Here is a 21,631-nt window from a genome sequence, read left to right as displayed (position 1 = left end):
GTTCAGGTGTGTTGTGAGGTTCAGCCCTGCGTCCATTGCAGTTTAGCGGCCAAGGCGTCCGGGTAAGTTTCTGCACTGGCGATTGCCGCACGCGTCGCATCACCCTGGCCGAAGGCCTCGATCAACAGCGTGACGTGGGTGGCCAGGAAGTCGCTGCGTTGATTGAGGTGTTCCTCCAGTGCCCGGTAGCGCTTGCCGTCCATGAACCCTTCGCTGAGAAACCAGGCCGCGTGTTTGTTCAGATAGTCGAGTACGTACAGGTCGTACAACGCGCTCACCAGATCTTTTGCAAGCCCAGGCGGCAGTGAGTTGCCGGCCTTTACCGCACTCTCGATGGCAAGGCGCTGGGCATGCGCCTCGCCAGCGCGTGCAACCGCCATCAGTTTTGAGTTCCAGACCTGCATGTCGTCCTCTCCCTGAGCCCGGTGTGCGGCGACATGGTGGGCCACCTCCGTGAGCAAACGGTATTCCAGGGTGCGGACCATGCTCAGCCCGTAATCAACGTCGTCCAGGTTAGCGTGCGGGTCCGGATGGGCGGGCTCGGTCAAGGGTTGGCCAATCAGGACCTTGGCGGCATCCAGCAGGATCATGCGGTTGTTGCCACCGGCGTCCTGGTAGATCTTGGCCATGCCTTCATAGTCGGCGAAACGATTGAGGTTGAGCGCCCCGGCCACGCCGCAGCGCAATCGGCATTCGGTGGCCACGGCCTCAGCGGCGGGCGCACACAGGGCTTTGGTCAGCGCCAGGGTCTGGCTGATGGCGGCCCAGGGTGTCCATGTCACATCGCCCGTGCCGGTTGTTTGCAGGGAGGCCTGGCTGGCCGTGCCTTCGATCCATAGGCGGGCGGAGTCATTGGCAAAGCATTTCATGACGTACGCTGTCGCCAGGCAACCGAATAACGCCCGGCGCTGGGTGCGAAAGTCCAGCAAGCCAGTGCCGTTGCCGATTCTCGCCTGGGTGGTGCGCCGGTTGGCGTGAGTCAGGGCCAGGGTTGCACAGGCCAGCATGACGGAGCTCAAGCCGGTGCCGACCATCGCCCACACGTTTTTGGGGGCGAACAGTGAGCGGATCAGACGGCGGTCAGTGCTGCCCAGTGGGTCTTGAAAGCGGTTGGACTGATCAATGTTCGCTCCGTCACACAGCCAAGCGTCAAAAGAGACGCGGACCTGATTAAAACGCAACAAGCCGTAATCCAACGGTACGGCGCGAATTTCTGCTGGTGAAGACATATCAATGCCAGGGCATGGACCCTGTGTGTCGCTTAATGGCAAGACAAAGGCGAAGACACCACAGCGTTGGTCCTGAACCTTCAACTCGGCAAACACCACGCCCAACTTGTTGAGGTCATTGATACCGACATTGGCAAATTTCAGCGCAGCGTTGTTGGGTGTGTTCAACACAAATGTGCGCGTGTCGGTGTCGAATACCGCCTCCAGGCAGGGGCCCATGTGTGAGTTGCTACGGCCGATTTCAGTCAGCGCGTAGACCCCCAGGCATTGGCCCTTCTCCAGTTCGCATCGCCATTTGGCGGCGTACGGGTGGTCCTGTTCGAACGCCAGGAGTGTACCGATGCACAAACCCTGCTGAATCACACACCCCATGAACAGCGACGGATCATTGACCGCCGCGTGGGTGGCCAGGGCCATCAACCACTCCGGTTGTTTGAACCCGTGGATGCCGTCGGGCAGTTGTTTGAGCAGATGCTGCAAGCGCCGATAGGTCTGACAGTGGCCGTCGTGGAAGGTCAGGTTGGTTTGCGGATGCAACTCAGGGTCGTTGAACGTGTGAGCCATGTGCGCATGGGCCTGGGCGGTGACGGGCCCGTTGACCAGTTGGCGCAGAGTGTCCAGGGTATGTGAGTCGGCCAGTAGTTGGCGAAGTTCATTAGGTGGTGCGGCGAGGGGCGTGTAGGTCTTGGCATCGCGCAGGCTTTTGAGGATGCACATCGACATGCCTCGGTTTACACCCATGTCGATAAACACGCAGCATTTGTCGAGTGGCAACGCGGCCAGTGTCTTGGGCAGGTTGGTGGGGTCGGTCACGCCCAAGGTGAACAGCTCGTGCAGGTCATCCCCGTGCTGGTAACAGCCCCCCAACACGGTCGAATAGATGGGGGTCCTGAACGGCTGTTGCTCCAGGGGTTGCAGCAATGCGTTCATGAGTTCTGCGACACGCCGATGCGCCGAGTAATGGGATGCGTAGGCGATCGACACCCAGCGCAACGGCGGGGTGCTGTCGCCGTAACGGTCAAGCAGAGCGTGCAATGCGTCCATTTCTCCGCTGATGATGCATTGCTCAGGGGCATTGACCGACCCCAATTCCAGCTTCAGTTCAGGCCACCTGTCGAGCAACGCTTGCGTCATCTCCGGCGACAAGTTGACCAGCAACATGCCGCCGCGGCCTTCTTCACTGCGGTAGGCCGCATTGAGGGCGCAGACCGCACGCGCGCCCTGCTCAATGCTCAGTACACCGGCGCACACTCGCGCAGCAATCTCACCAAAACTCTGCGCGACAATCAGTGCCGGCCGCACGCCTGCGTCGTGGAGCAGTTGGTTGAGCACCACGGCCGCACCATACAGGGCCAGTTGCGTGACTCCAGAGGGCAGCGGCAACGCATATTCGTGTGTCAGCAGTACGTCGCTGATCAGCCCGGGTTGCAGTTTGGCTTCAGACTGCGTTGCTTCGCGTTCGATAATTGACAGGGTGGCGTCGATGCGCGGGCGAAGCTCCTCGGCTTGCCGGTATAACTCAGCCAAGGCGGCGCAGGGGTCATTGCCTTGGCCTGGGAAGGCAAAAACGAACGTATGTCGATTGATTTGGGGGAGTGTAGACATAGTGCAGCCCTCATATTGCTACCGAAAGAAGTGTTTGCTTCCTTGCAATGTGAGACCGGGCGTAAAGCGAGATGCGCCCTCTGAAGGACAGGTCCTGTCAGTGGTCATTTGAGGGTAAAAAAAGGGTAGAGGTAACTGTCAGAGTTGACAGTTTTTACTAGCAATACGAAATACTTGAACTCATTTTTTAATCGCGTCAGCGTGTGCCCGAGCAGCGGCGACCGTGACCCACCACGGCGTATGCTGCTCGATCTGCACCGGCAGGGTCGGCAGCAGCGCATTGAGCGCCAGCGTGGTGTCGCGCAACGGGAAGCTGCCGGTAATGCGCAGGTCAGCCACGTTTTTATCCACACCCAGGTAACCGGTGCGGTAACGGCTGAGTTCCGCAACCACATCGCCCAGGCGCGCGTTGTCGACCACCAGCATGCCGCGGGTCCAGGCGTCGGTGGCGGGGGTGACGGCAAGCGCAGGGCCGAGGCCATCGCTGCGCATCAGCACTTGCTGGCCTTCCTTGAAGATCTGTTCCTGCTGCAGCGCCTCGGGCTGGGCGGCCACGGCCGATTGCAGCACGCTCAAGCGCGTGGCGTCGTCTTCGCGCTTGACGATAAACCGCGTGCCCAGCGCCCGCAGGCTGCCGTCGCGGGTTTGCACATAGAACGGGCGCGCATCGTTGTGGCCGGTCTCGATCAGGATTTCGCCTTCCTGCAACACGATCAGCCGGCGTTGTTCATCAAAACGCACGTCGATGGCGCTGTGGGTGTTGAGGTTGATCAACGTGCCATCCGCCAGTTTCAGCGTGCGCTGCTCGCCGGTGGCGGTACGTTGGTCGGCCAGCCAATAGTGGATCGGCACATAGCGCTCACCGGCAAACAGCGCCAGGCCAATGACCAGCGCGATGCTCGCCAGACCACTGCCCAGCTTGCGCACACGTTGGCGAATGCCTTCACGCGATTGCAACAGTGCCGCCCGTGCGGGGCCCGAGGCCACGCTGAAACGCTGGTCGAGCATGCCCAACTGGCGCCAGGCGCGGGCGTGCTCTTCATCGCTGGCCAGCCATTTGTCGAACTCTTCGCGCTCCACCAGGCTGCCGTCGCCCGAGTCGAGGGACAATTGCCAGGCAATCGCGGCATCGAGCACGCGGGCCGAGACCGGTTTGGAACTGATCACCGTCACAGCGGCTGGCCATACAACGCGATGTAGCACTGGCGAATGCCCTGGGCCAGGTACTGGCGCACGCGGGGCACCGACACGCCGAGGCGCTGGGCGATTTCGGCGTGGCCCATGCCGTCGAGGCGGTTAAAGAGGAAGGCGGCGCGGGCCTTGGTCGACAGCTTGCCGAGCAGGCGGTCGATGGCCTTGAGGTCGTCGAGGATCAGTTGCTGTTCTTCCGGCGAAGGGTGTTCGCTTTCCGGGATCAGCATCAGTTCGGTGAGGTAGGCCTGTTCCAGGGCGGCGCGACGGAAGTAGTCGAACAACAAGCCCTTGGCGATTGCCACCAGGAACGCCCGGGGTTCGCGGGGTTCACGCAACTCATCACGGCCGAGCAGGCGCATGAAGGTGTCCTGGCTCAGGTCTTCGGCGCGGCTCGGGCAAGCCACGTTGCGTCGAAGCCAGGCCAACAGCCAGCCACGATGGTCGCGATACAACGCGCCAACAAGCTCACTGTGTGGGTTCTGGATCGACGACAAGGCATCACCTAGTAAACGGGATGTTTAAACTAACGAGAATTATTCGCGATTGTGTCAGAGCCGTGGAGTGGGCGCAATTGGCGTCTGTCGGTTTGAGCGGGGGGCGCTTTTGTGGTGAGCGGGCTTGCCCCGCGCTGGGCTGCGAAGCGGCCCTGAAACCAGACGCCGCGTTCTCTCTGGAAAAATGCGGTGGTCTTATAGGGGCCGCTTCGCAGCCCGGCGCGGGGCAAGCCCGCTCACCACAACAAGCCCGGTCACCACAGGGTTCTGAGGCGTTAGAAAGAGGGCGCGCGCAGACGCCGTTTCCATTGGCTCAAACGCTCTTGCAGCGCCTGTGGCGTGTCGATGTGTTGCTGGCGCGCGCGGCTGAACAGGATCAGCATCAGCTCCGCCGTGGCCAGGGCATCGGCGCTGGCGTGATGGCGCTCGCCTACGTGCAGATGGAAGTGGTTGATCCAATCGTCCAACCCGGCTTCACGGATATGCGCATCCGGGCACAGCAGAGGGGCGATGTCTGCAACATCAAGAAACGGATGGGCCAGGCGATAACCCAGGCTGTCCTTGAGCGCCCGACACAGCATGTGTTGATCGAATGGCGCATGGAAGGCGAGCAATGGGCTGTCGCCTACAAAGTCCATGAAGTCCAGTAACGCGTCGACCGGATCGCTGCCGGCGGCAATCGCACTGGGGCCGAGGCCGTGGATCAACACACTGGGGCTGAGTTTGGTTTCAGCCCGTTGCAAGGTGCGTTCGAACAGTTGCGAGAAATCCACCGCGCCATCCTCGATCACCACCGCGCCGATGGACAGCACCTGGTCACGGTTGAGGTTGAGGCCGCTGGTTTCCAGGTCCACCACCACCCAGCGCTGGCTGCGCAGGGTGTCTTCGCCCAGCGGCGTGGGTTTGCGCAGCTGCGCCAGGCGCTGTTGTTGCGCGCTGTCGAGCCCCGGCTTTTTCTTGCGCAGCCAGTTGAACAAGCTCACAGCTGGTACCGCAATGTCAGGCTGCTTTGCAGGCGTTGGGCCTGGCGCAGGGATTCACGCAGGATGCGCCGGTCCAGGTGGTTGAGGCTGTCAGGATCGACACGGTTGGAGTACGGCTGGTTCTCGCGGGTTTGCAGTTGGTGCTGTTGCATACGGGTCTGCTGGATAAAGTGGTAGGCCTCTTCATACGCAGCGCCGTCCAGCGGTTCAATCACCTCCTTGACCACCAACTGGCGCAGGCGCTCCAAGGTGTTGTTGGCGTGAATACCATTGGCCAGGGCCAACAGGCGCGCGCCGTCGACAAAGGGGGTCAGGCCCTGCACCTTGAGGTCGAGCGTGGCTTTTTCGCCACCTTTACGCGTGAGTACAAATTCGCGGAAGCGTCCTACGGGTGGCCGCTGGCGCAACGCGTTTTCGGCCAGCATGCGCTGGAACAACCGGTTGTCCGCCACTTGGTCGAGAATGCCTTGGCGCAATTGCTCGCAGCCACGTTCATCGCCCCACACCACACGCAGATCGAAATAGATGCTGGAGCCGAGCAGATTCTCTGGCGTCGCCTCGCGGATAAACGCTGCAAACCGCCGCGCCCATTCCGCCCGCGATAGGCACAACTCTGGGTTGCCGGCCATGATGTTGCCTTTGCACAGGCTGAACCCACATAGCGCCAGACTTTGATTGATCTGTTGCGCCAGCGGCAACAACCGGCCTCGGATCGCCGCCGCTTCGGCCGCGTCCTTGGCGTCAAACAGGATGCCGTTGTCCTGGTCGGTATACAGCGTCTGCTCGCGGCGGCCTTCGCTGCCAAAGCACAACCAACTGAACGGCACGCCGGGGTCGCCTTTTTCGGCCAGGGTCAGTTCGATCACCCGGCACACGGTGTGATCGTTGAGCAGCGTAATGATGTGGGTGATCTGGGTGGACGAGGCACCATGGGCCAGCATGCGCTCCACCAACTGGCCGATCTCGCCGCGAATCGCCACCAAGTTGTCCACCCTCGGCGCATTGCGGATGGTGCGCGCCAGGTGCACCAGGTCCACGCGTTGCAGGGAAAACAGATCGCGCTCGGACACCACGCCGCACAGACGCTGGTCCTTGACCAGGCAGACGTGGGCGATATGCCGCTCGGTCATGGCGATTGCCGCGTCGAAAGCGCTGTGGTCCGGCGTCAGGAAGAAGGGCGCCTGGGTCATATGCCCTTCGATGCCCTGGTTGAAATCGCTGGTGCCATCGGCCACCACTTGGCGCAGGTCGCGCAGGGTGAAAATCCCAAGGGGCGCCTTGTGTTCATCCACGATCACGATGCTGCCAACCTGCTGCTCATGCATCAACGTGACGGCTTCGCGCAGCGGCGTGGCGGGGCTGCACGTGACAGGATGGCGCATGGCCAACTCGCCGAGCCGCGTGTTCAGGGAGTATTGAGTGCCGAGGGTTTCCACCGCTTTTTGCTGCACCTGCTGATTCACCTGGTCCAACAGGCTGCTGACGCCTCGCAGGGCAAAATCGCGAAACGGGCTGGAGAGTGCGAACAGCTTGATGAACGCCGGTTTGTTCAGTTGCAGGCAGAAGGTGTCTTCGGCGGCCTTGTGCTCGGTGCGGGTCGCCCGTTCGCCCAGCAACGCGGCCAGGGGAAAGCACTCGCCGGTGGTGATTTCGAAGGTGGTTTCGGCGCTGTCCGGCCGCTCACCGACGACCCGGCCCTGCTTGACGATATAAAAGTGCTCGACCGGCCCGCCCGAGGGTTTGAGGATGCTGTCGCCGGGGCCATAGAAGCGTAACTGGCACTGCTCCACCAAAAACGCCAAGTGGGCGTTTTCCATCTGGTTGAACGGCGGGAAGCGTTGCAGGAATTGCAGGGTGCCGTGGATATTTTGCAATACAGCAGTTTTCCCCGCCTGGGCGAAGGCATCAGCTTTACTCATAACAATGACCGCAGATTTTTTGTCGTTATCGTCCCCCATGGTCGACTCCTGTGCAGCGGGTGCCCATTGGACGTAAGTCTAGGTCGATACAAAGGGTACAAACCTAGGGAAAAACCTTACATGAATATCGTCCAAAACCCGTAGAACGCCCACTAGGCAAACTTTCCGACGAAGTGCACATTGAACGCCCTTCCGCAGATGTCTGACGAGTGTGCTGGGAGATTGATGAGAACTGCTGAGAACCGTATGTCCGACCACGATATTTTGAGTGATGCCGAGCGCGAGGCGCTGAGCGCCGTGATGCTGGAGCCTGATTTACCGCCACAACGCGTGTTGATTGTTGACGACGACAAGGATGCGCGCGAACTGCTGGCGGAAATCCTGGGGCTGGACGGTATTCGCTGCATGACCGCCGACAGTGGTGAGGCGGCGTGGGATTTGTTGGAGTCGAGCAGCTCCATCGGTTTGCTGATCACCGACCTGCGCATGGCGCCCAGCAACGGCCTGGAGCTGATCCGACAAGTGCGTGAATCTACGCGTGCGGCGCTGCCGATCATCATCATGTCGGGGGATGCCGAGGCGCCGGACGTGATTGATGCCATGCATTTGAGTGTGGTGGACTTCTTGCTCAAGCCCATTGATAGCGTGAAGTTGGCGAAGCTGGTGAAGCGGGAGTTGGGGATGGCGCAGTAAAACTCCGGTGCATAAAAAAAGCCCTGATCGTGTGATCAGGGCTTTTTTATTTACAGGCCGTTCTTAGCCTTGAACTCCCGACGCCGACGATGCAACACCGGCTCGGTATACCCGTTAGGTTGCTTGGTCCCTTCAATCACCAACTCCACCGCTGCCTGGAACGCGATGTTGCTGTCGAAATCCGGGGCCAGCGGGCGGTACAGCTTGTCCCCGGCGTTCTGGCGGTCCACCACCGGGGCCATGCGCTTGAGGCTTTCCATCACCTGATCCTGAGTGACAACGCCGTGGCGCAGCCAGTTGGCGATGTGCTGGCTGGAGATACGCAGGGTGGCGCGGTCTTCCATCAGGCCGACGTCATTGATGTCCGGCACTTTCGAACAACCGACGCCTTGGTCGATCCAACGGACCACATAACCCAGGATGCCCTGAGCGTTGTTGTCCAGCTCGTTGCGGATCTCTTCGTCGGACCAATCGGTATTGCTGGCCAGAGGAATGGTCAGGATGTCGTCCACCGACGCACGCTCACGCTTGGCCAGTTCGGCCTGGCGGGCGAATACGTCGACCTTGTGGTAATGCAACGCGTGCAGCGCGGCGGCGGTTGGCGACGGCACCCAGGCGGTGTTGGCGCCGGCCAGTGGGTGGGCGATTTTCTGTTCGAGCATCGCCGCCATCAGGTCGGGCATGGCCCACATGCCTTTACCGATCTGCGCACGACCTTGCAGGCCAGTGCTCAAACCGATATCGACGTTCCAGTTTTCGTAGGCGCCGATCCATTTTTCTGCCTTCATCGCCGCCTTGCGCACCATCGCGCCGGCTTCCATGGAGGTGTGGATCTCGTCGCCGGTACGGTCAAGGAAGCCGGTGTTGATAAACACCACGCGCTCGCTGGCGGCCTTGATGCATGCCTTGAGGTTGACCGTGGTGCGGCGTTCCTCGTCCATGATCCCGACTTTCAGTGTGTTGCGCGGCAGGTTCAGCACGTCTTCGATGCGGCCGAACAGCTCGTTGGTGAACGCGGCTTCTTCCGGGCCGTGCATCTTCGGCTTAACGATGTACACGGAACCGGTGCGACTGTTCTTGCGGCTGTTATTGCCGTTGAGGCTGTGTGTGGCGGCGAGGCTGGTGACCAGGCCGTCGAGGATGCCTTCCGGCACTTCGTTGCCGTCTTTGTCGAGGATCGCATCGATGGTCATCAGGTGACCCACGTTGCGCACGAACAGCAGCGAACGACCGTGCAGCGTCACGTCCTGGCCATCCACACCGGTATAAACGCGGTCGGCGTTCATGGTGCGGGTGAAGGTCTTGCCGCCCTTAGACACTTCTTCGGCCAGGTCGCCCTTCATCAGGCCGAGCCAGTTGCGGTAGATCACCACTTTGTCGTCGGCATCGACGGCGGCGACGGAGTCTTCGCAGTCCATGATGGTGGTCAGCGCGGCTTCCATCAGCACGTCTTTGACGCCGGCGGCGTCGGTCTGGCCGACCGGGGTGCTGGCGTCGATCTGGATTTCGAAGTGCAGGCCATTGTGTTTCAGCAGGATCGCAATCGGCTCAGCCGCAGGGCCCTGGAAACCGATCAACTGTGCGTCGTCGCGCAGGCCGCTGTTGCTGCCGCCCTTGAGGCTGACGATCAGCGTGCCATCGACGATCTTGTAGCCGGTCGAATCGACGTGGCTGCCGGCGCTGAGCGGTGCGGCTTCATCGAGGAAGGCACGGGCAAAGGCAATCACCTTGTCGCCACGCACCTTGTTGTAGCCCTGGCCCTTCTCGGCGCCGTCGGCCTCGCTGATGGCGTCGGTGCCATACAGCGCGTCGTACAGCGAGCCCCACCGCGCGTTCGAGGCGTTGAGGGCGAAGCGGGCGTTCATCACCGGCACCACCAACTGCGGGCCTGCCATGCGGGCGATTTCGTCATCGACGTTTTGGGTCGTGGCCTGGAAGTCTGCGGCTTCTGGCAGCAGGTATCCGATGTCTTGTAGGAAGGCTTTGTAAGCCACCGGGTCGTGTGCCTGGCCTGCGTGGGTCTGGTGCCAGGTATCGATCCGCGCTTGGAAATCGTCGCGTTTGGCGAGTAGGGCTTTGTTCTTCGGTGCCAGGTCGTGGATGACCTTGTCGGCACCGGCCCAGAACTGGTCGGCAGTGATGCCGGTGCCGGGAATGGCTTCGTTGTTCACGAAGTCGAACAGGACTTTGGCGACCTGCAGGCCACCGACTTGAACGTGTTCAGTCATTGCTTGCCTCACTCTGCACAGCTTAAGCGCTTTTTAGATTTTCATTATGTAGTGCCAGGTTGCGCATACTACATGATGACTTGCGGTTGTGAAAATTAGACTAAATACGTCGTTTAGCGACCCACTTTGGTCGTACGGTCACAGCGGAGAACCGGATGTTCTCAAAAAACTATTGGATTGTTCCAGATAAATATAAAAACGGTACACGATTTGTTATCGAGGGCCTTCGGGTCCACCTTGTAGATTGAATTCCAGAGGGCGTTGCCATGGACCATCTTGTACTCACAATTATCGCTGCCGACAAACCCGGCCTGGTTGAACGCATCGCGCAGAACATCGCCGCCCACGGTGGCAACTGGCTGGAAAGCCGCATGGCGCACATGGCCGGGCAATTTGCCGGGATCCTGCGGGTCAGTGTTCCTACAGAGCACCGTCAGGCATTGGTCGGGGCGTTGGAGGATTTATCCACCCATGGCATTCGCGTGCTGGTGGGCGAGGGCAGCAGCGGGCAGGCCTCGGCCTCCAAATCGATCATGATGACGCTGGTGGGCAATGACCGTGCAGGCATTGTGCGCGAGATCACCGCGCTGCTGAGCAAGCAGGGCGTGAACCTGGAGAGTCTGAGCACCGATGTGCGCCCGGCCCCTATGAGCGGTGATCCGTTGTTTACCGCCGAGGCACTGTTGCAGGTGCCGGCCGCGTTATCCCTGGATACCTTGCAGTTGTCCCTGGAAACCCTGGCCGATGACTTGATGGTGGAACTGCACCACGAGGAATGATCTGCCCACAGGGTTATGCATGGAAATCTTGCATGGGCCTGTGGATAACCTGTAGAGACCCCTCGCCAGGCCACGCGGGCCGGGGTTCTTCGCTGATTGAGCAAAAAACGAGCAATTTCAAAAGCTTGTGCACAAATGGCGGGGATCAGGTTGTGGATAACCTTTGGGTGGATGCCTGCAAGCCACGCCCGCTGTGGCTTGCAGAGGTTTGTACGTTATTTGATCAGCGTTTGCGCGCGCTGAGCCAGATATCCACGCTGTACACCACCAGGCCCGCCCAGATGAAGGCGAAGGCGGTCAGGGTGCTCGGTGCCAGGTGTTCGCCGAACAGCAGCACGGCTTCCAGCAACACCAGGGTCGGTGCGACGTACTGCAAAAAGCCCAATGCGGTGTAGGGCAAATGCCGTGCGGCGGCGTTGAAACACACCAGCGGGATCAGCGTCACCGGGCCGGCCGCCACCAGCCACCAGGCTTCGGACGTACTCCAGAACGCCATTTGCGCGCTATGGGCGGTTGGGTTGAACAGCAGCCAGGCAATTGCAATCGGCACCAGCATCCAGGTTTCCACCACCAGCCCCGGCAGCGCCTTGACCGGCGCCTGCTTGCGGATCAGCCCGTAGAAACCAAAGGTCAACGCCAGCACCAGCGACACCCACGGCAAGCTGCCGACCTGCCAGACCTGTTGCGCCACACCCACCGCTGCCAGCCCGACGGCGACCCACTGCAAGCGGCGCAGGCGCTCACCCAGGATCAGCATGCCCAGCACCACGTTCACCAACGGGTTGATGTAGTAACCCAGGCTCGCCTCCAGCATGCGCCCGGTGTTCACCGACCACACATACGTCAGCCAGTTACCCGCAATCAACGACCCGCTGAGGGCCAGGATCGCAAGGCGCTTGGGGTTGTCGCGCAACTCGCGGAACCAGCCGGGATGCTTCCATACCATCAACAGCAAACCGCCGAACAGCGCCGACCACAACACGCGGTGCACGATGATCTCGGCGGCGGGTACGCTGGCGATGGCTTTGAAGTAGAGCGGGAACAGACCCCAGATGACGTAGGCGCTCAGGCCCAGGATGTACCCCTTGCGAGGGTTGGCGGCTTGCATTGCAGAATCCTTGCTTAGGCAGCTAACAAAGCGCGATTGTAAGGATATTTCTCAGGCAATGGGATCTGCTTTCTGTGGGAGCCGGGCTTGCCCGCGATAGCATCACCTCGGCACTCCTGCAAAACCGAGGCGCATGCATCGCGGGCAAGCCCGGCTCCCACAGAGAAGCTGTCAGAAGAGTTTCAGGGGTTCTTCGTTCAGGGCCGAGAGTTGCTCACGCAACGCCAACACCTGATCGCCCCAATAACGCTCGCTGCCAAACCACGGGAAGCTGTGGGGGAACGCCGGGTCGTCCCAGCGCCGTGCCAGCCAGGCGCTGTAGTGCATCAGGCGCAAGGCGCGCAGGGGTTCGATCAGTGCCAGTTCACGCGGGTCGAAGTCATGGAATTCCTGGTAGCCGTCCATCAATTCTGACAGTTGCCCCAGGCATTCCTGACGATCGCCGGCGAGCATCATCCAAAGGTCCTGCACCGCCGGGCCCATGCGGCAGTCATCCAGGTCGACGATGTGGAACATCTCGTCACGGCACATCATGTTGCCGGGGTGGCAATCGCCGTGCATGCGGATGTTTTTGTGCGGCGTGGCTTTGTACACCTCTTCCACACGCTTGAGCAGGTCGCGTGCCACGGACTCGTAGGCCGGCAGCAGACTCTTGGGGATGAAATTGCCTTCCAGCAACGTGGTGAGGGAGTCGTGGCCGAAGTTCTTCACGCCCAAGGCTTCGCGGTGTTCGAACGGGCGGGTGGAGCCCACCGCATGCAAACGGCCGAGCAATTGCCCAAGGCGATACAGTTGGTCGAGATTGCCCGGCTCCGGCGCACGGCCGCCACGGCGGGGGAACAAGGTGAAGCGGAACCCGGCATGTTCGAACAGGCTTTCGCCGTTGTGGATCAGGGGCGCGACCACCGGCACTTCGCATTCGGCCAGTTCGAAGGTGAAGCGGTGTTCTTCGAGGATCGCCTCGTTGGTCCAGCGCTGCGGGCGGTAGAACTTGGCAATCAGTGGCTCGGAGTCTTCGATGCCCACTTGATAAACGCGGTTTTCGTAGCTGTTGAGCGCCAGAACGCGAGCATCGCTGAGGAAACCGATGCTTTCGACAGCGTCGAGCACCAGGTCGGGCGTGAGTGTTTCAAACGGGTGGGCCATGCGAACTCCTGCGCGCAGCAGGGCGCCGCGTCCGGCCGGGTATGGTAACCCTGTAGGAGCGAGCTTGCTCGCGAAAAACCTGAGCGAGGCTCGGGGCGTCAGGCTTTGCGCGTTATCGTTGACGTTTTTCGCGGGCAAGCCCGCTCCTACAGGGACTGTGGTCTATCAGGCGCCGACGATACCGCCATCATCCCGCCGAATCGCCATCACCGACGACCGCGGCTTGCCATTCGGCAGATGCTCCGGCCAGGTCGACCCACCGGTTTCGCCTGGGTGCTGGATCCCCACAAACAGCGTCTTCTGATCCGGCGAGAAGCTGATACCCGTCACTTCACAGGCCACCGGTCCTACCATGAAGCGGCGGATTTCTCCGGTGGAAGGGTCGGCGCAGAGCATCTGGTTGTTACCCATTCCCGCGAAATCCCCCGCGTTGCTGTAGTCCCCGTCGGTGAGGATCCACAAGCGCCCGGCCTTGTCGAACCCCAGGCCATCGGGGCTGTTGAACATGTTCTGCGGGTTGATATTCGACGACCCGCCCTTCGGTGTTCCGGCGTGAACGCCTGGGTTGCCGGCCACCACAAACAGGTCCCAAGTGAATTCCATACTGCCGTGGTTATCGGCATCTGCCTTCCAGCGCAGGATCTGACCGTAGACGTTTTTCTCACGAGGGTTCGGGCCCCCGACTGGTTGGCCGTCTTCACCGCGCTTGGCGTTGTTGGTCAGGGTGCAATAGACCTGGCCGTCGGTGGGGCTGACGACGATCCATTCCGGGCGGTCCATGCGCGTGGCTTTCACCACGCTGGCCGCCAGGCGCGCGTGGATCAGCACTTCGGCCTGGTTGGCGAAGCCGGTGCTGGCGTCGATGCCATTTTTGCCGTGGGTCAGCTCGACCCATTGGCCCTTGCCCTTGGGGTGGTCGGCGTTGCCGTCGCCCGCGTCGAAGATCGCCACATACAAGGTGCCGTGGTCGAGCAGGTCTTTGTTGGCCTTGGGATTCTTGTGGTTGATCTTGTCGCGGCTGACGAACTTGTAGATGAACTCGCCGCGCTCATCGTCGCCCATGTACACCACGGCGCGGCCGTCGCGGGTTTCCGCCAGGGCAGCGTTTTCATGCTTGAAGCGACCCAGGGCGGTACGCTTGGCCGGGGTGGATTGCGGGTCGAACGGGTCGATTTCCACGACCCAGCCGTGGCGGTTGAGTTCGTTGGGGTTCTTGGCGATGTCGAAGCGCGGGTCGTGCTGGTGCCAGTTGATATCTTTGCTGGCGGCGACCACGCCATAGCGTTTCTGCCCGGCGTCGAAGGTTTGTTGTGGGTTGCTGCTGCCGAAGCAGTCGGTGAAATTCTCTTCACACGTCAGATAAGTGCCCCACGGCGTCTTGCCGTTGGCGCAGTTCTGGAAGGTGCCCAGGGCTTTTTTGCCGGATTTGTCGGCGCTGGTTTTGAGCCAGTCGTGGCCGGCGGCAGGGCCGCTGAGGCGGATCGGCGAGTTGCCGTGGATGCGGCGGTTGTAGCGCGAGTCCTGCACGAACTGCCAGGTGTCGCCCTTGCGCCGCACTTCGATGACCGACACGCCTTCGCTGGCCTGGGCCTTGTGCACGTCTTCGGCCGATTGCGGCGCGCCGCCGTGGGCGAAGAGGTAGCGGTAGTTGGTGTATTCGTTGTTGATCGCCATCAGCGCGCGATTCTCGTCGCCGGGGAAGGCAAACAGGCTCATGCCGTCATTGTTGTCGCCAAACTGCTGTTCCTGGGCCTTGGCCGTGCCGTTACCGGACGGGTCGAAGGCCGGCGCGCTCTTGCTCAACGGCTGGCCCCAGCTGATCAGCACCGAAGCGCTATAGCCCGGCGGCAAAGTAATGGCGTCGCTGGTGGCGGCGGCGATGCTGGTGAACCCCAGCAACGGGCTGGCGCTGGCGGCGTTGACGGCGAGGGCGCTGCGGGTCAGCAGGTTGCCACCCAGGAACATCGCGGCGCCACACAGGGCACCGGCGCCGATGAAACGGCGGCGGGTGAGGCCGACCATCTGTTCAAGGTCGGTGGCTTGGTTTTCTTCTAATAGGCTCATCTCAGGCTCCCTGCGGTTTTTGCAGACACCATAAGGAGCGGGCGTGACGAAATTGTTGCAGTTTAAATGGCGGGCCGTTTACACCGGTGTGCCGAGCAGCACATTGCTCGGCGCAAATTGCACCTGGATCGCTTTGCCTTCCGTCACGCGCAGCGCCTTGAGCGTGGCGGGCTGCGCCAGGGCGCACAAAACATGGCCGTTGGGCAGGGTGACGCGCACTTCGCTGGGCCCGTCCTCAGCATCGAGAATGGCGTCGACGATGCCGCCCATACAATTGTGTCCAGTTGTTACGGGCGCCTCGGGTGCCAGCAATTCAAGCCAGCCGGCCTTGATCAGTGCGACTACTTCCACGCCAGTTTCCAGCTCCAGTCGCTGCGTGCTGTCATGGGTAATCTGTGCAGACAGAGTCAGTCCGCCGGCCAGTTGCAGGCGGATCAGATCATTGCGGCCATGCTGCTCGATGGCAACGACCTGACCATGCAGTTGATTACGCGCGCTGGTGCGCAGCATCAGGCGGCCGAGCAGGTTGAAATCGCTGGCGGCTTCGTCTGAGCCCAGAACTTCGGCCTGCAGTACTTGCAGGCGTTGGTAAAGACGCAGCACGCGCTCACCTTCCGCCGTCAACTTGGCGCCGCCGCCGCCCTTGCCGCCGACGCTGCGTTCCACCAGCGGTTTTTGCGCCAGGTTGTTCAACTCGTCGATGGCATCCCACGCCGCCTTGTAACTCAAGCCGGCACTTTTTGCCGCGCGGGTGATGGAACCCTGCTCGGCGATATGCGCCAGCAAGGCAATGCGCTGGGGTCGGCGGATGATGTGTTGGCTGAGGGACGTTGGCAGAGACATGCGGATACGCTTCGATGTGATGGACCGAACGTTGCGGCCAAGGTGGGACGGAGTCAAGTCAGCCGCCTGGTTTGGGCGTTCGGGCCAGGCAGTACACATCGACCTGTCGTGCCCCGGCGTTTATCAACAACCGCGCCAGGCTGTGGGCGGTGGCGCCGGTGGTGAGCACGTCATCCACCAGTGCGAAGTGTCGGCCTTGCACCTTGGCGTCGGGCGCCAGGGCGAAGGCGCCGAGCAGGTTGCGTTGGCGGGTCTTGGCATCGAGGGCCTGTTGGGCGACGGTTTCATGAGGGCGTAACAACAGGTGTTCATCGTAGGGGATGTTCAAATCGCTGCTGAGCCATCGCGCCAGCATCAACGCCTGGTTATAGCCGCGTTCCCGCAGGCGCTTGCGGGCCATTGGCACCGGCAGCAGGCAGTCGGGGCGAGTGAGTCCGGTGTTGTCGAAGCGATGTTGCAGGTGCTGGGTCAACAGCCGCGCCAGCATCTGCCCCAGAGGCCAGCGCGCTTGGTGCTTGAAGCGGCTGATCAGGCTGTCGATCGGAAAGCTGTAGGTCCAGGGCGCGATCACCTGTTTAAAGGCCGGCGGATGTTTCTGGCATTGGCCGCAGATCAAGCCCTCCATCGGCAGGGGCAGGGCGCACAGGTTGCAGTGTTCTATCAGCCACGGCAGCTCGGTTTCGCAGACGTTGCATACAGAGTCGGCTGATTCCGTTGCCTCATCGCAGAGTAAACAGATTTGAGTGTTTTTTGACCAGATGTAAACCTGGTGTTTGTGGTCTGGTTGACAGTGCATGAATCTTCCTTAAATATGCCGAGCATCCGTGTCGTGCCTGTGGGTATTGCCCTTCCCGCAGCGCTTGCCAAAGCATAATCAAGGAATCGCCCATGAGCGCCAGCACCACCGCCACCTTGCGTCACGATTGGTCTCTCGCCGAAGTCAAAGCGCTGTTCTTGCAGCCGTTCAATGACCTGCTGTTCCAGGCGCAGACCGTGCACCGCGCGCATTTCGACGCCAACCGTGTACAAGTGTCGACGCTGCTCTCGATCAAGACCGGCGCCTGCCCGGAAGATTGCAAATATTGTCCGCAGTCTGGCCACTACAACACTGGCCTGGATAAAGAGAAGCTGATGGAAGTGCAGAAGGTCCTCGAAGAGGCTGCCCGTGCCAAAGCCATCGGCTCGACCCGCTTCTGCATGGGCGCCGCCTGGAAGCACCCGTCGGCCAAAGACATGCCCTATGTGCTGCAGATGGTCAAAGGCGTGAAGGCCATGGGCCTGGAAACCTGCATGACCCTCGGCCGCCTCGATCAGGACCAGACCGAAGCCCTGGCCCAGGCCGGCCTGGACTACTACAACCACAACCTCGATACCTCGCCGGAGTTCTACGGCAGCATCATCACCACCCGTACCTACAGCGAACGCCTGCAAACCCTGGCCTACGTGCGGGATTCGGGGATGAAGATCTGCTCCGGTGGCATCCTCGGCATGGGCGAGTCCCTCGATGACCGCGCCAACTTGCTGATCCAACTGGCCAACCTGCCGGAGCATCCGGAGTCGGTGCCGATCAACATGCTGGTGAAGGTGGCCGGTACGCCGCTGGAAAACGCCGAAGACATTGATCCGTTTGACTTCATCCGCATGCTCGCCGTGGCGCGCATCCTGATGCCGAAGTCCCATGTGCGGCTGTCGGCCGGTCGTGAAGCGATGAACGAGCAGATGCAGGCCCTGGCGTTCTTCGCCGGCGCCAACTCGATCTTCTACGGCGACAAACTGCTGACCACCGCCAACCCACAGGCTGACAAGGACATGCAACTGTTCTCACGCCTGGGCATCCTGCCGGAAGCCCGTGAAGAACACGCGGATGAAGTGCATCAGGCGGCGATCGAGCAGGCGCTGGTGGAGCAGAAGAGCAGCGAGCAGTTTTATAACGCTGTGGTGTGAGGGATGTCTTTCGATCTCGCCGCGCGCCTCGCTGCCCGCCGTGCCGAACACCTTTATCGCCAGCGCCCGCTGCTCGACAGCCCCCAAGGCCCGGAAGTGGTGGTGGACGGCCAGCCGTTGCTGGCGTTCTGCAATAACGATTACCTGGGCCTGGCCAATCACTCGCAAGTGATCGAAGCCTGGCGCGCCGGTGCGTCCCGCTGGGGCGTGGGCGGCGGTGCTTCGCACCTGGTGGTCGGGCATGCGACGCCGCACCATGAGTTGGAAGAAGCGTTGGCCGACCTCACCGGTCGTCCGCGTGCGTTGCTGTTTACCACCGGCTACATGGCCAACCTCGGTGCGGTCACGGCGTTGGTGGGGCAGGGCGATACGGTGCTGGAAGACCGACTCAACCATGCCTCGTTGCTGGATGCGGGCCTGCTGTCGGGGGCGCGTTTCAATCGCTACTTGCATAACGACGCCGCAAGCCTGGCCAAGCGCCTGGAGAAAGCCACCGGCAATACCCTGGTGGTCACCGATGGCGTGTTCAGCATGGACGGTGACCTGGCCGACCTACCCGCGCTGGCCCGTGAAACCAAGGCCAAGGGCGCGTGGTTGATGGTGGATGATGCCCATGGCTTCGGCCCATTGGGTGCCAACGGCGGCGGTATCGTCGAGCACTTCGGCCTGAGCCAGGAGGACGTGCCGGTACTGGTTGGCACCCTTGGCAAGGCGTTCGGCACAGCCGGCGCTTTTGTGGCGGGCAGTGAAGAGCTGATCGAAAGCCTGATCCAGTTCGCGCGCCCTTACATCTACACCACCAGCCAACCGCCGGCCCTGGCCTGCGCCACCTTGAAAAGCCTGGAGCTGCTGCGCACCGAGCATTGGCGGCGCGAGCACCTCAACCTTTTGATCCGCCAGTTCCGCCACGGCGCCGAGCAGCTTGGGCTGGACCTGATGGACAGCTTCACGCCGATCCAGCCGATCCTGATCGGCGACAGCGCCAAGGCCATGCGCCTGTCGCAGATGCTGCGCGAGCGCGGCTTGATGGTGACGGCGATCCGCCCACCCACCGTGCCGGCCGGCAGCGCCCGTTTGCGCGTGACCTTGACGGCGGCCCACAGCGCGGCGCAGGTACAGCTATTGTTAAACGCATTGGAAGAGTGTTTCCGCTTGTTAGGTGCCACGGAGCCCGACCATGCGTGATCGACTGATATTGCTGCCCGGCTGGGGCCTTGGTGTATCGCCGCTGGAGCCGTTGGCCGCTGCATTGCAAGGTTTGGACGAACACCTGCAGGTGCAGATCGAGCCCTTGCCCGCGATGGATTCCAGCGATCTGGAGGAATGGCTCGACGAACTCGACGCCACGCTGCCGGACAACGCCTGGCTGGGTGGCTGGTCCTTGGGCGGCATGCTCGCTTCGGAATTGGCGGCGCGGCGTGGTGAGCGCTGCTGCGGCCTGCTGACCCTGGCGAGCAATCCGTGCTTTGTCGCCCATGATGGTTGGCCGAGTGCGATGCCCGCCGAGACCTTCGATGCGTTTCTCGCCGGTTGCCACGCCGACTCCCAAGTTACCCTCAAGCGCTTCGGTCTGCTGTGCGCCAAAGGCGCCGAAGACCCACGCGGATTGTCGCGCTTGCTGGTCAGTGGCGCGCCGAATACGCCTTCCAGTGTGCTGATGCCTGGTCTCGAACTGCTCGCTCAACTCGACACCCGCGAAGCCTTGCTGGCGTATCGCGGCCCGCAGTTACACCTGTTCGCCGGGCTGGACGGATTGGTGCCCGCCGAAGCCGCCAGCGACTTGCTGGCGTTGCTGCCCGATGTTGAAATCGGCCTGATTGAACAGGCCGGCCACGCTTTTCTCCTGGAAGACCCCCACGGCGTCGCGGGGGCCATCCAGGCCTTTTTGCATGAGTGCGTCGATGAATGATTTATCCCACGCCCCGCTGCCAGGCGCGTTGCCCGATAAACGCCAAGTAGCGGCATCGTTTTCGCGTGCAGCCGCCAGTTACGACAGCGTTGCCGAGTTGCAGCGGTCGGTGGGCAGCCAATTGCTCGCGCGCATGCCGGCCGACATTGCGCCGCAACGCTGGCTGGACCTGGGCTGCGGCACCGGTTATTTCAGCCGCGTGCTGAGCGAGCGGCTGCCAGCCAGCCAGGGTATCGCGCTGGATATTGCCGAAGGCATGCTCAACCACGCCCGCCCGCTGGGTGGTGCCCAGCACTTCATCGCCGGCGACGCCGAACGCTTGCCGCTTAAAACTGACAGCTTGGAGCTGATTTTCTCCTCCCTCGCGGTGCAGTGGTGCGCGAACTTCGAAGCCGTGCTCAGCGAGGCCTCTCGCGTGTTGCAACCAGGCGGCGTGCTGGCTTTCGCCAGCCTGTGCGTGGGCACCCTGGAAGAACTGCGCGAAAGCTGGCGCGCGGCGGATGGCCTGGTTCACGTCAACCGCTTCCGTACGTTCGAGGCTTATCAACAACTGTGCGCGGCCAGCGGCCTGCGGGTGGTGAGCCTGGAGCGCCGCCCCCATGTGCTGCATTACCCGGACGTGCGCAGCCTCACCCATGAATTGAAGGCCTTGGGCGCACACAACCTCAACCCCGGCCGGCCGGGAGGGTTGACGGGGCGTGCGCGGATTGTTGCACTGGTGCAGGCGTATGAGCGGTTCCGTCAGGCCCAAGGTCTGCCGGCGACTTACCAAGTGGTGTATGCCGTACTGGAGAAACCTCTATGACCGCCGCCTACTTCATCACCGGCACCGACACCGATGTCGGCAAGACCACCGTCGCCGCCGGTCTGTTGCACGCAGCCCGGCAAGCTGGCAGAAGCACCGCCGCCGGCAAACCCGTGGCTTCCGGCTGCCAAGTCACGCCCAAAGGCTTGCGCAACGCTGATGCACTGGCGTTGCTGGCCGAATGCTCGTTGCCCCTGACGTACGCCGAGGTCAATCCGGTGGCGTTCGAGCCGGCCATCGCGCCGCATCTGGCGGCGCGGGAGGCGGGCGTATCGCTGACTGTGCAAGCCTTGCTCAAACCCATGCAGCAGATTCTGGCGCGAGAAGCGGATTTCACCTTGATCGAGGGCGCGGGCGGGTGGCGGGTGCCACTGGCTGATCAGGCGAACCTGTCGGATTTGGCCATGGCGCTCAAGCTGCCGGTGATCCTGGTGGTGGGCGTGCGCCTGGGGTGCATCAGCCATGCCTTGCTCACCGCCGAAGCCATCGCCCGTGACGGTTTGCAGCTGGCCGGGTGGGTGGCGAATATCATCGATCCCAAGACCTCTCGTCTGGAAGAAAACCTCGCAACCCTGGCCGAGCGGCTGCCTGCACCGTGCCTGGGCCGCGTGCCGAAACTCAAGCAGGCGGGGGCTGGCGCCGTCGCGGAGTACTTGCAACTGGACCTGCTTGACTGATTTTGGCTATC

18 protein-coding genes are annotated in these 21,631 nt (G+C 61.8%); 7 read left to right on the top strand and 11 right to left on the bottom strand.

Annotation, left to right across the window (positions count from 1 at the left end; genetic code table 11):
• Nucleotides 1–20: 20 nt before the first annotated feature.
• From RB216_RS26840 to RB216_RS26820, 5 genes are all read right to left on the bottom strand, one after another.
• Complete coding sequence (locus tag RB216_RS26840) at nt 21–2,834, bottom strand: acyltransferase domain-containing protein (RefSeq protein ID WP_308908076.1); 2,814 nt, start codon at nt 2,832–2,834, stop codon at nt 21–23.
• A gap of 180 nt (nt 2,835–3,014) precedes the next feature.
• On the bottom strand, nt 3,015–4,007 hold the full coding sequence (locus tag RB216_RS26835; RefSeq protein ID WP_308908075.1) for a FecR domain-containing protein: 993 nt from the start codon (nt 4,005–4,007) through the stop codon (nt 3,015–3,017).
• Nucleotides 4,004–4,522 (bottom strand): RNA polymerase sigma factor, encoded by a 519-nt coding sequence (locus RB216_RS26830; protein WP_068936278.1) that lies wholly within the window; start codon nt 4,520–4,522, stop codon nt 4,004–4,006. The genes RB216_RS26835 and RB216_RS26830 overlap by 4 nt, the downstream gene beginning before the upstream one ends.
• 275 nt (nt 4,523–4,797) lie before the next feature.
• Nucleotides 4,798–5,505 (bottom strand): 3'-5' exonuclease, encoded by a 708-nt coding sequence (locus RB216_RS26825; RefSeq protein WP_028618203.1) that lies wholly within the window; start codon nt 5,503–5,505, stop codon nt 4,798–4,800.
• Entirely contained in the window at nt 5,502–7,424 is a 1,923-nt protein-coding gene (locus RB216_RS26820) for a putative nucleotidyltransferase substrate binding domain-containing protein (RefSeq protein WP_032864437.1), read from the bottom strand. Before RB216_RS26820 ends, RB216_RS26825 begins: the two co-directional genes overlap by 4 nt.
• A gap of 246 nt (nt 7,425–7,670) precedes the next feature.
• Between RB216_RS26820 and RB216_RS26815 the strand changes: the two genes are divergently transcribed.
• On the top strand, nt 7,671–8,117 hold the full coding sequence (locus RB216_RS26815) for a response regulator (protein WP_068936282.1): 447 nt from the start codon (nt 7,671–7,673) through the stop codon (nt 8,115–8,117).
• 50 nt (nt 8,118–8,167) lie between these two features.
• Here RB216_RS26815 and RB216_RS26810 read toward each other — a convergent pair whose 3' ends face one another.
• Nucleotides 8,168–10,345, bottom strand: a complete 2,178-nt coding sequence (locus RB216_RS26810) for a malate synthase G (RefSeq protein ID WP_305383167.1) — start codon at nt 10,343–10,345, stop codon at nt 8,168–8,170.
• Between the two features lie 266 nt (nt 10,346–10,611).
• Here RB216_RS26810 and RB216_RS26805 point away from each other — a divergent pair, with 266 nt between their 5' ends.
• Entirely contained in the window at nt 10,612–11,124 is a 513-nt protein-coding gene (locus RB216_RS26805; protein ID WP_028618199.1) for a glycine cleavage system transcriptional repressor, read from the top strand.
• A 223-nt stretch (nt 11,125–11,347) separates the two neighbouring features.
• Here the strand turns inward: RB216_RS26805 and rarD are convergent, their stop codons facing one another.
• The 5 genes from rarD to RB216_RS26775 form a co-directional block, all read right to left on the bottom strand.
• Nucleotides 11,348–12,232: an EamA family transporter RarD gene (rarD, locus tag RB216_RS26800; protein ID WP_016977837.1), complete on the bottom strand. Its 885-nt coding sequence runs from the start codon at nt 12,230–12,232 to the stop codon at nt 11,348–11,350.
• Between the two features lie 171 nt (nt 12,233–12,403).
• On the bottom strand, nt 12,404–13,378 hold the full coding sequence (locus RB216_RS26795) for a serine/threonine protein kinase (RefSeq protein WP_010207031.1): 975 nt from the start codon (nt 13,376–13,378) through the stop codon (nt 12,404–12,406).
• A gap of 165 nt (nt 13,379–13,543) precedes the next feature.
• Complete coding sequence (locus RB216_RS26785; RefSeq protein WP_028618197.1) at nt 13,544–15,442, bottom strand: PhoX family protein; 1,899 nt, start codon at nt 15,440–15,442, stop codon at nt 13,544–13,546.
• A 78-nt stretch (nt 15,443–15,520) separates the two neighbouring features.
• Complete coding sequence (locus RB216_RS26780) at nt 15,521–16,285, bottom strand: TOBE domain-containing protein (protein WP_308908073.1); 765 nt, start codon at nt 16,283–16,285, stop codon at nt 15,521–15,523.
• 58 nt (nt 16,286–16,343) lie between these two features.
• A complete protein-coding gene (locus RB216_RS26775) occupies nt 16,344–17,081 on the bottom strand; it encodes a ComFC family protein (RefSeq protein WP_308908072.1) in 738 nt (245 codons plus the stop codon).
• Between the two features lie 92 nt (nt 17,082–17,173).
• On the opposite strand from RB216_RS26775, the gene bioB reads away from it, so the two are divergent.
• From bioB to bioD, 5 genes are read left to right on the top strand one after another with little or no spacing between them, the layout of a single operon-like run.
• The gene (bioB, locus tag RB216_RS26770; RefSeq protein ID WP_308908071.1) at nt 17,174–18,229 is read left to right on the top strand and encodes a biotin synthase BioB; all 1,056 of its coding nucleotides are present in this window, start codon (nt 17,174–17,176) and stop codon (nt 18,227–18,229) included.
• A 3-nt stretch (nt 18,230–18,232) separates the two neighbouring features.
• Nucleotides 18,233–19,414, top strand: a complete 1,182-nt coding sequence (bioF, locus tag RB216_RS26765; protein WP_308908070.1) for an 8-amino-7-oxononanoate synthase — start codon at nt 18,233–18,235, stop codon at nt 19,412–19,414.
• Nucleotides 19,407–20,138, top strand: coding sequence for an alpha/beta fold hydrolase (locus RB216_RS26760; protein WP_028618192.1), 732 nt, complete (start codon nt 19,407–19,409; stop codon nt 20,136–20,138). The genes bioF and RB216_RS26760 overlap by 8 nt, the downstream gene beginning before the upstream one ends.
• Entirely contained in the window at nt 20,131–20,943 is an 813-nt protein-coding gene (gene bioC / locus RB216_RS26755) for a malonyl-ACP O-methyltransferase BioC (RefSeq protein ID WP_028618191.1), read from the top strand. Before RB216_RS26760 ends, bioC begins: the two co-directional genes overlap by 8 nt.
• Entirely contained in the window at nt 20,940–21,620 is a 681-nt protein-coding gene (gene bioD / locus RB216_RS26750) for a dethiobiotin synthase (protein ID WP_068936292.1), read from the top strand. Before bioC ends, bioD begins: the two co-directional genes overlap by 4 nt.
• The last annotated feature ends 11 nt before the right edge of the window (nt 21,621–21,631 follow it).

Origin of the sequence: Pseudomonas canadensis, assembly GCF_030980095.1 — a bacterium.
GTDB lineage: Bacteria > Pseudomonadota > Gammaproteobacteria > Pseudomonadales > Pseudomonadaceae > Aquipseudomonas > Aquipseudomonas canadensis.
Note: the sequence above shows the minus strand (reverse complement) of the source record. Positions and strands in the feature narration are given on the sequence as shown.